1 protein-coding gene is annotated in these 1,800 nt (G+C 45.1%); it reads right to left on the bottom strand.

Annotated features, from left to right (window positions below):
• Positions 1-512 precede the first annotated feature (512 nt).
• Positions 513-1,646, bottom strand: coding sequence for an ISAs1 family transposase (locus VBE63_RS28645; protein ID WP_323686380.1), 1,134 nt, complete (start codon positions 1,644-1,646; stop codon positions 513-515).
• Positions 1,647-1,800 lie beyond the last annotated feature (154 nt).

The raw sequence follows: 1,800 nt of genomic DNA, 5'->3' as shown, positions 1-1,800 counted from the left end.
CCCACGCGATGGACTGGGTGGCCACCGGGTCGGACAGCAACCCAAGTCTGACCCTCCCTTGGAACGCCGAGCGCTTCGCTGCGGAAACCCTGTGACCGATTGCCCTCCTTGGTCGTGGTCGAAAATCCACGGCAGGCGATGACGATGACGATTACGATTACGACCACGACCACGACCACGACCACGATAAAAGATAACAGCACGGCAATGGTCGCGACGCCAGCATCTTTCGCTCCAAACGCACAAGTTAATAAAATACCATTCCTATGGCGAGTCAGCGACCTCGGCGTCGATCATCACCTCCAGGGCAATCGCATCAGGTTTTTCTAATATTAGAAAATATTAATATAAAGCGGCTTGAATTGTGCTGACTTGTCTTAAATTTTAAATGCGCCGTATTTCGGGGCGTTTTTTTATAAAAAGAAAACAAATTTTTCTAAAAGTGTATATTTTTAAAAACTAAAATAACCTGCATTATTTTAAAAACAATCAGGCTAAAAAATCACAACAGATTACTTGCTGGGGAAAAGAAGATCCTCAAGATAATCCGTATTCCAACCGGCTTGTAATCGTTTGTTCCAAATGCCAAGCTTTGTGTTATCTTTTTTCAAATGAATCAATGTGATGCGACGAATTGCCGCCAAATTCTGTCGTGCGTTTATATCACGTATACGCGATTCGTCTTCACGAAAAGAAACGTCGAGGTTCCAATGCAATTCGTTTTCGATTCCCCAATGGCCTCGCGTCGCTTGAGCAAAATACTCAGCACTGGTTCCAGTGCTCATAATGTAGTAACGCGTTTCGGTCGAGACATTTCCAGCAACTTCACGTTGTGATTCGACCATACCAACAGCATTCATCCCTTTCCACAATTCACTGCGGGGAATATCTGAAAGATCTCCTAATGTCCAATAACGTCTCGTTTCAATTCTTCCATGATCGTGATCGACTGTTTCAAAGAAATCAGAATCGACGCCAGCATAATTTTGTGCGCAAGCGGCATCGAAGGCTTTTGCAACTTCCGTAGCCAGCGTTCCTTGATTGCCTTTTAAAGACAACACGTAATTGCCACCTTTATCAACAATTTTCTCCACAATTTTGGTCTGACAACCCATCGCGTCAATCGTGACCGTGCTACCTTCTAAATTCAAGCATTCGAGGAGTTTTGGAATGGCCGTGATTTCGTTGGACTTCGCGTCGGTTGCGACCTGCCCAAGCACAACGCGGTTCTCGGTTGCCCAAGCGCTCACCAAGTGCAAAGCAGGTAAGCCATGGCAACGGTCATGAGAACGACGTAACGTTTTGCCATCGATGGCAATAATTTCACCGGCAATAAGATTGCAAAGCGAATGAGACCAAGAACGAAAACAAGCCTCGAATTTGTCGACATCGAGCAAGCCAAACACGCGACCAAAGGTGTCGTGTGAAGGAATGCCATGCGGGAGTGTCAAAAACTTTCTGAGCCAATCTTCCTTGGCACGAGCAAACGCTGCAATTGCAACCCAAGTGTCGGCACCACAAAGAGTAGCTGCAATCACGATAAATATTAATTCACCCAATAAGTGACGCCGATTAATAGGGCACCTAGGGTCTTCTAAAGAAGAAAAATGGCCAGCAAGCGATTGGTCAATAGTTGTTTCACACATTGTTTTAATCTCCATTGTTGTTGAACAAAGTTACTATGGTTTAGCAAATCAAATCATTTGTCCAACAGAATTCACTAATATTCTGATGCGATTGCCCTGGGGGCAAAACTGTCCGATTACGATTACGACCACGACCACGACCACGACCACTTTA

Source organism: Lamprobacter sp., from assembly GCF_034860625.1.
GTDB lineage: Bacteria > Pseudomonadota > Gammaproteobacteria > Chromatiales > Chromatiaceae > Lamprobacter.
Note: the sequence above shows the minus strand (reverse complement) of the source record. Positions and strands in the feature narration are given on the sequence as shown.

Coding starts and splice junctions, on each gene's coding strand:
- VBE63_RS28645 (WP_323686380.1), bottom strand. CDS start 1,646: ATGTGTGAAACAACTATTGACCAATCGCTTGCTGGCCATTTTTCTTCT.